Annotated in this window: 6 protein-coding genes and 1 pseudogene; 4 read left to right on the top strand and 3 right to left on the bottom strand. The window is 64.1% G+C overall.

All coding sequences use genetic code 11. From position 1 onward, the window contains the following. From HP546_RS23470 to HP546_RS23460, 3 genes and pseudogenes are all read right to left on the bottom strand, one after another. Positions 1–197, bottom strand: a pseudogene (locus tag HP546_RS23470) (two-component sensor histidine kinase); the annotation flags it as partial. A gap of 297 nt (positions 198–494) precedes the next feature. After that, positions 495–1955, bottom strand: a complete 1461-nt coding sequence (locus HP546_RS23465) for a HAMP domain-containing sensor histidine kinase (protein ID WP_172230159.1) — start codon at positions 1953–1955, stop codon at positions 495–497. A 118-nt stretch (positions 1956–2073) separates the two neighbouring features. Then, positions 2074–2667 (bottom strand): transglycosylase SLT domain-containing protein, encoded by a 594-nt coding sequence (locus HP546_RS23460; protein ID WP_172230156.1) that lies wholly within the window; start codon positions 2665–2667, stop codon positions 2074–2076. Positions 2668–2852: 185 nt separating this feature from the next. Between HP546_RS23460 and gspG the strand changes: the two genes are divergently transcribed. The 4 genes from gspG to HP546_RS23440 form a co-directional block, all read left to right on the top strand. Beyond that, positions 2853–3278, top strand: a complete 426-nt coding sequence (gene gspG, locus HP546_RS23455) for a type II secretion system major pseudopilin GspG (RefSeq protein ID WP_014861762.1) — start codon at positions 2853–2855, stop codon at positions 3276–3278. Between the two features lie 11 nt (positions 3279–3289). Further along, positions 3290–4480, top strand: a complete 1191-nt coding sequence (locus HP546_RS23450) for a type II secretion system F family protein (protein WP_172230153.1) — start codon at positions 3290–3292, stop codon at positions 4478–4480. 145 nt (positions 4481–4625) lie between these two features. Next, complete coding sequence (gene mexE, locus HP546_RS23445; protein WP_172230150.1) at positions 4626–5867, top strand: multidrug efflux RND transporter periplasmic adaptor subunit MexE; 1242 nt, start codon at positions 4626–4628, stop codon at positions 5865–5867. 12 nt (positions 5868–5879) lie between these two features. Beyond that, positions 5880–6837 (top strand): efflux RND transporter permease subunit (locus tag HP546_RS23440; protein ID WP_172230147.1); only part of this gene is annotated, 958 nt, incomplete at its 3' end.

Below are 6837 nucleotides of genomic sequence, written 5' to 3'. Positions count from 1 at the left end.
AGCATGGCATCGCGCTGTACGCTGTCGCGTACCACGAAGCGCGTCGAGACGTAACCCAGGCCACCCGCCACCGCAGTGATGATCAACAGGCTGATGACCGAAAACCAGCGCAACAGGTTGAATTCACGCAATGGCACGGCGAGACCGCTGGGGGTCGCACTGGCCTTGTCGGAAGCTTCGTTTTCCAGCATCTGCATCGCGTGGTTCCCGCGCAGGGCGTCCGTTCAGAAATGCATCAAGGCAAATGGCAGTAGCCGTTTGAGAGCATCCCGCTTGGGCAGCCGCAGCTGCCATTCATCGCGTGTTGCGCTTGGTCAATCACGTAGCAAAAAATCAGCCAGCCCGATACTGAAAGAATAATAGGTATATTTTTCAGCCGGTTACCGCGTTTTATTAAAAATACTCGGAGGTCAATGCCCCACAATTGGGTACTTTTCACCCCAAAACCAGTAAAAGCATATATATCAAATAGTTAGCGAATATAGTTAATGCCTCTAGGTGCTTTTTGCCAAACGAAAGTTCAACGACACTCGCGTCCCGTGGCCTTCACTGCTACTGAGCCGTACCGTGCCGCCGAAGCGCTCCATGATGCGTTTGACCAGCACCAGACCCACGCCCAGACCACCCTGCTTGGTGGTGAAAAACGGCCGAAAGGCCATGCGCTGCTGCGCTTCGTTCATGCCTTTGCCATTGTCTGACAGGCGCAGGATCAGGCTGCTCCGGTCTTGGCGCACCACCTCGATACGCAGCCGCCCACCCTGCTCCATCGACTCCAGGGCATTGGCGATCAGGCTGCTGAAGATCTGCCGCAGTAACGCCGGGTGGCCCAGCACCTGCACCGCCGGTAACGGCTGCAGGTCCAGGCTCACGCCGCCGCGCGCCAACGGCACGGCGTAGGTCTGCAGGCTTTCCTGCAATGCCTGTGGCAAGTCCACTGCCACGGCTTCATCGTTGAGCGGGCGCAGCGACTGCAACATCTGGCGGATCCACTGCGACATGCGGTCGACCTGACTGATGATGTCGTTGACATTGCGTTGCGCCGGGCCTTCGTCGAACGCCTGGGCCAGTTCGGCACTGGAGCGGATGCTGGCCAGCGGGTTGCGCAGGCTGTGGGCCACCGCCGATGACACCTCGCCCAGCGCCACATAGGTTTCATTGTTGATCAGGCGCTTCTGCTGCACCGCCAGCAACCGCGCTGCGCGGTGCATGATGCCGTACAGGCCGATGTAGACCAGCGCCGCGCCGACGGTGATCGCCAGCCAGATCAGGATCAGGCCATGCTCGATGCGCACGATCAGGTCGTGGGGTTCCTTGTAGATCTCGACCATGGCCATAACGTGGTCGCCATCGGCGTCGAACAGCGGAATGTAGTTTTCGATGAACAACTGCTCGGGCGGCGTGACGAATTTCTGCTCGGCGCGGGCCTGCTCGAAGTTGTGGTAGCTGGCCGAGACCCGCATCTTGTATTCAAACGCCCGATCCAGGTCGTCGTCAGCGTCGATCAGCTTGCCGATCAGCGCCGGGTTGCTGGACCAGATCACCGTGCGGTCCGGGGCATAGATGTTGGCCAGCAGCATGTCCGGCAGGTGGGCGATGTGGTCGAGGAACTCGCCGCGGGCCTTGCGCCGGGCATCAGGGTCGACACCCGGCAGGGCCATGTGGTCGGTACGCGGGTCGAGCAGTTCGCCCATCGTGCGCACATTGGGGATCGACACGTGGCGCACTTCGGCGTCGGCGATGGAGGTGATGAATTGCGCGGTGAGCAAGGCGTCGCGCTCGACACTTTCGTCGATGATGAACCGGCTGGAAATCAGCCCCAGCCCGGCGGCTACCGAAAGAATGATGGCCAGGCTGACCCAGGCGTACCAGCGCAGCAGGTTGAACGGCTTGCGCGGGGCGGCCAGCTCGCTACCGGCAGGCACATCCATAGCGTCGGAACGAGGGGCGATGTCCATGACGGACTCCACAGCTGGGCACCTTGAGAAGGTTATAGCCCAGAGTTGGGGGGACCATGGTATTAAATTAATGGCGCCCGCCGAAGGGTATTACCCAGGCTGTGCACTCACCGCTGGCTCAGAGCGGCGAATCATCTGCCAGGCCCTGCAGCTTGCGGTACTCCCTCAGCACAGTCGGTACATAGCGCCGGGTTTCGGCAAAAGGCGGTACAGCACCGCGCCGCAGCACGGCATCCGGCCCGGCATTGTAGGCCGCCACGGCCAGGGTGATATCGTTGTCGAACAGCGTGAGCATGCGCTTGATGTATCGCGCACCGCCCTGCACGTTGTCTTCCGGGTCCAGCCGGTCCTCCACACCCATTTCGCGGGCAGTATCCGGCATCAGCTGCATCAACCCCACCGCACCGGCCCGCGAGCGGGCCTTGGGGTTGTAGCCCGATTCGGCCTTGATCAGCGCATGCAACAACGCCTGGGGTACGTTGTGGACCTTCGCCGCCGCCGCGACCACCTCGGCGTACGGCCGCCCGGTGATCATCTGTGCATTGGCCGGGCCGGCCAGCGCCAGCGGCTCGCTGATCACCTTTTCGTAGTGGCGCCCGGGTCGATGGACGTTGGTCAGTACGTAGCCGCCCTTGGCATCGATGGAAATATACACATCGGCCTGGGCAGCACCTGCCGTCAGCCAGATCAAACCAAGGATGAGTCCACGCATGTCGGTCGCCTCTTCGTCGTGGCCCCCGATGTGGGGGAAATGCCCCGGAAAACCCGAGGTCGATGACCACGACGCAAGCACTGTGCCGCTTCCTGTGCCGCATGGCTCAAGGCCCCGAGGCAGACGTGCACGGCTGTTGCATGGTGACTGGAAACGCGTGTTCCCATGCAGTGGAGGGTTTCATCATGCAGCGCAGAACCAACCCGCAACGTGGCTTCACCCTGCTTGAACTCCTGGTGGTGCTGGTGGTGCTCGGCCTGTTGGCCGGCATCGTCGCGCCCAAGTACTTCAGCCAGCTCGGGCGCTCCGAGGCCAAGGTGGCGCGGGCGCAGATAGAGGGGTTGAGCAAGGCCCTGGACCTGTACCGCCTGGAGGTCGGCCACTACCCCAACAGTGAGCAAGGCCTGCAGGCCTTGGTGGTCGCCCCCAGTGGCGAGGCCCGCTGGACCGGCCCGTACCTGCAGAAGGCCGTGCCGCAGGACCCATGGGGCCGCGCGTACATCTACCGGCAACCCGGCGAGAACGGCGGCGAATACGACTTGCTGTCGATGGGCAAGGATGGCCAGCCCGGCGGCGACGGGGAAAACGCCGAAATCACCAGTTGGCAGTAAGGAGAGCGGCCATGCGCTACAGCCTCAAGGCCCTGGGCAGACAGGGCGTGGTGCAATTGCAGATCGACGCCGATGACGCCGACCAGGCCCGGCGCCAGGCCGAACAACAGGGCCTGCGTGTGCTCAGCCTGCGCGGCCAGGGCGGTGCCCTGCGCGGCATGGCCTGGCGCCGCGAGGCCGCGTTCGACCTGGTGCTGTTCAGCCAGGAGCTTTCTACCCTGCTCAACGCCGGCCTGCCGCTGATCGACGCACTGGAAAGCCTTGCAGAAAAGGCCCCCGCTGCCGCAGCGCGCAAAGTGCTGAGCGAGCTGGTACGCCAGCTGTACGAAGGCCGCTCGCTGTCCCAGGCATTGGGCCAGCAGCCACGGGTGTTCCCGCCACTGTACGTGGCGCTGGTGCAGTCCAGCGAACGCACCGGCGCGCTGGGCGATGCCCTCGCCCGCTACATCAGCTACCGCCAGCGCCTGGACCTGGTGCGGCAAAAGCTGGTGGGGGCCTCGGTGTACCCCATGCTGTTGTTGTTGGTGGGGGGTGGCGTGGTGCTGTTCCTGCTGGGCTACGTGGTGCCACGCTTCAGCCAGGTGTTCGAGGGCATGGGCACCGAATTGCCCTGGCTGTCACGGGTGCTGATGCAGATCGGCTTGTTCTTGCATGCCCAGCAACTGCCGCTGGCCCTGGGCACCGTCGGTGGGGTCACGGCGCTGTGGCTGTTGCGCCGCCACCCACGGGTGCGACGCTGGGCGTCCTGCCAGCTGCGGCGCCTGCCGGCACTGCACCAGCGCCTGATGATGTACGAGTTGGCGCGCTTCTATCGCTCGCTGGGGATCCTGCTGCAAGGCGGTATCCCCATCCTCACCGCCATGGGCATGGCCCGTGGCCTGCTCGGCAGCGCGGCGGCGCAGGGCCTGCAACAGGCCAGCCAGCGCGTGGGCGAAGGGCTGCCGCTGTCTGATGCACTTGAAGCCGGGCAACTGGTCACGCCGGTATCACTGCGGCTGCTGCGCGCAGGCGAGCAGTCTGGCAACCTGGGCGAGATGCTGGAGCGCTGCGCCGACTTCCATGACCAGGAAATCGGCCGCTGGGTGGAATGGTTCGTCAAACTGTTCGAGCCGCTGCTGATGACCTTCATCGGCCTGCTGATCGGCCTGATCGTGATCCTGATGTACATGCCGATCTTTGAGCTGGCGTCGAGCATTCACTGAATCGCCAGCCCCGACCATGCGTGGCGTCGGTGAATGATCCGCACCTATCATTCAGCGTGATATTAACCTTCGGCCCGTTCGATTCGTGCCTTGCGCGCAACACACTCACACTCCGCCCACTACTAATACATTGGCGGAGTTCTCCATGGAACAATCACTCAAACCCTTGCGCTTCCCCCTCGCTGCCCTGGCAGTGGTGGTGATCAGCGCTTGCGGTCGAACCCCCGACGCCGTGCAGGCTCCCGCCGCGCCAAAAGTCACCGTGGCCAAAGTGCTCGAACAACCGATCAACGAATGGGACGAGTTCACCGGCCGCCTCGAAGCCCCGGAAACCGTCGAAGTACGCCCACGGGTCTCCGGCCAGATCGATCAGGTAGCCTTCACCGAGGGCGCCCAGGTCAGGAAAGGCGACCTGCTGTTCCAGATCGACCCGCGCCCGTTCCAGGCCGAGGTGCGCCGCCTTGAAGCCCAGCTGCAACAGGCCAAGGCCACCGCCATCCGCAGCGCCAACGAAGCCCGCCGCGGCGAGCGCCTGCGTGACAGCAACGCCATTTCTGCCGAGCTGGCCGAATCGCGCAGCAGCGCCGCTGCCGAGGCCCGAGCCGGCGTCGATGCGATCCAGGCCCAGCTCGACCTGGCGCGCCTGAACCTCAGCTTCACCCGCGTCACCGCGCCCATCAGTGGCCGCGTCAGCCGCGCCCAGTTCACCGCCGGCAACATTGTCAGCGCCGATGTCACCCCGCTGACCAGCGTGGTGTCCACCGACAAGGTCTACGCCTACTTCGACGCCGACGAGCGCGTGTACCTCAAGTACACCCAGCTGGCCCGTGAAGGCCAGCGTGGCCAGAGCACCCCGGTGTACCTGGGGCTGACCAACGAAACCGGCAACCCGCACCTGGGCCAGATGAACTTCGTCGACAACCAGGTCAACCCGCGCACCGGCACCATCCGTGGCCGCGCGGTGTTCGACAACCGCGACGGCCAGTTCACCCCGGGCCTGTATGCACGCCTGAAACTGGTGGGCAGCGCCCAATACGACGCCGTGCTGATCAACGACGAAGCCGTGGGCACCGACCTTGGCAAGAAGTTCGTGCTGGTCATGGACAAGGACAACAAGGCCGCCTACCGCGCCGTGGAGCTGGGGCCGAAGCTCGAAGGCCTGCGCATCGTGCGCAGCGGCCTTGGCAAGGATGACCGTATCGTGGTCAAGGGCCTGCAGCGCGTGCGCCCTGGCTCGGCAGTCACCCCGGAAGAAACCGCGATGGCCAGCGAACAGACCCTCGCCGCCCTCGCCCAGCAGCGCCAGGCGCTGGAGGCCAGCAACCCGGCGCCGAAAGTGGCGGGCAACACAGTAAAAGCCGCCAGCGCCCAAGCGCCACGCGGTTAAGGGACCACTCCGATGAACTTCTCGAAATTCTTCATTACCCGGCCGATCTTCGCCGCGGTGCTGTCGCTGATACTGCTGATTGCCGGTTCGATCTCGCTGTTCCAGCTGCCGATCAGCGAATACCCCGAAGTGGTGCCGCCCACCGTGGTAGTGCGCGCCAACTTCCCCGGGGCCAACCCCAAAGTGATCGGCGAAACCGTCGCCGCGCCGCTGGAGCAGGCCATCACCGGTGTCGAGAACATGCTGTACATGTCCTCCCAGTCCACCGCTGACGGCAAGCTGACGCTGACCATCACCTTCGCTCTGGGTACCGACCTGGACAATGCCCAGGTGCAGGTGCAGAACCGCGTCACCCGCACCCAGCCCAAGCTGCCCGAGGAAGTCACCCGCATCGGTATCACCGTCGACAAGGCCTCGCCCGACCTGACCATGGTCGTGCACCTGACCTCGCCGGACAACCGTTACGACATGCTCTACCTGTCCAACTACGCCATCCTCAACATCAAGGATGAGCTGGCGCGCCTGGGCGGCGTGGGCGACGTGCAGCTGTTCGGCATGGGCGACTACTCCCTGCGCGTGTGGCTGGACCCGAACAAGACCGCTTCGCGCAACCTCACTGCCAGTGATGTGGTGGCAGCGATCCGCGAGCAGAACCGTCAGGTGGCCGCCGGCCAGTTGGGCGCCCCGCCTGCCCCGGGTTCGACCAGCTTCCAGCTGTCGATCAATACCCAAGGCCGCCTGGTCAACGAGGAAGAGTTTGAAAACATCATCATCCGTGCTGGCGCCGATGGCGAAATCACTCGCCTGAAGGACATCGCCCGGGTCGAGCTTGGTTCCAGCCAGTACGCCCTGCGCTCGCTGCTGAACAACCAGCCCGCCGTGGCCATCCCGATCTTCCAGCGCCCAGGCTCCAATGCCATCGAGATCTCCGACGAAGTGCGGGCGAAGATGGCCGAGCTGAAGAAGGACT

The organism is Pseudomonas sp. CM25, from assembly GCF_013179705.1.
In the GTDB taxonomy this organism is placed as follows: Bacteria; Pseudomonadota; Gammaproteobacteria; order Pseudomonadales; family Pseudomonadaceae; genus Aquipseudomonas.
The sequence above is the reverse complement of the archived record's forward strand: the minus strand, read 5'-3'. Positions and strand labels throughout refer to the sequence as shown.

Excerpts from the sequence above, each read along its gene's own strand:
- HP546_RS23450 (WP_172230153.1), top strand. The coding sequence starts at position 3,290 with ATGCGCTACAGCCTCAAGGCCCTGGGCAGACAGGGCGTGGTGCAATTG.
- mexE (WP_172230150.1), top strand. The coding sequence starts at position 4,626 with ATGGAACAATCACTCAAACCCTTGCGCTTCCCCCTCGCTGCCCTGGCA.
- HP546_RS23460 (WP_172230156.1), bottom strand. The coding sequence starts at position 2,667 with ATGCGTGGACTCATCCTTGGTTTGATCTGGCTGACGGCAGGTGCTGCC.
- HP546_RS23465 (WP_172230159.1), bottom strand. The coding sequence starts at position 1,955 with ATGGACATCGCCCCTCGTTCCGACGCTATGGATGTGCCTGCCGGTAGC.
- gspG (WP_014861762.1), top strand. The coding sequence starts at position 2,853 with ATGCAGCGCAGAACCAACCCGCAACGTGGCTTCACCCTGCTTGAACTC.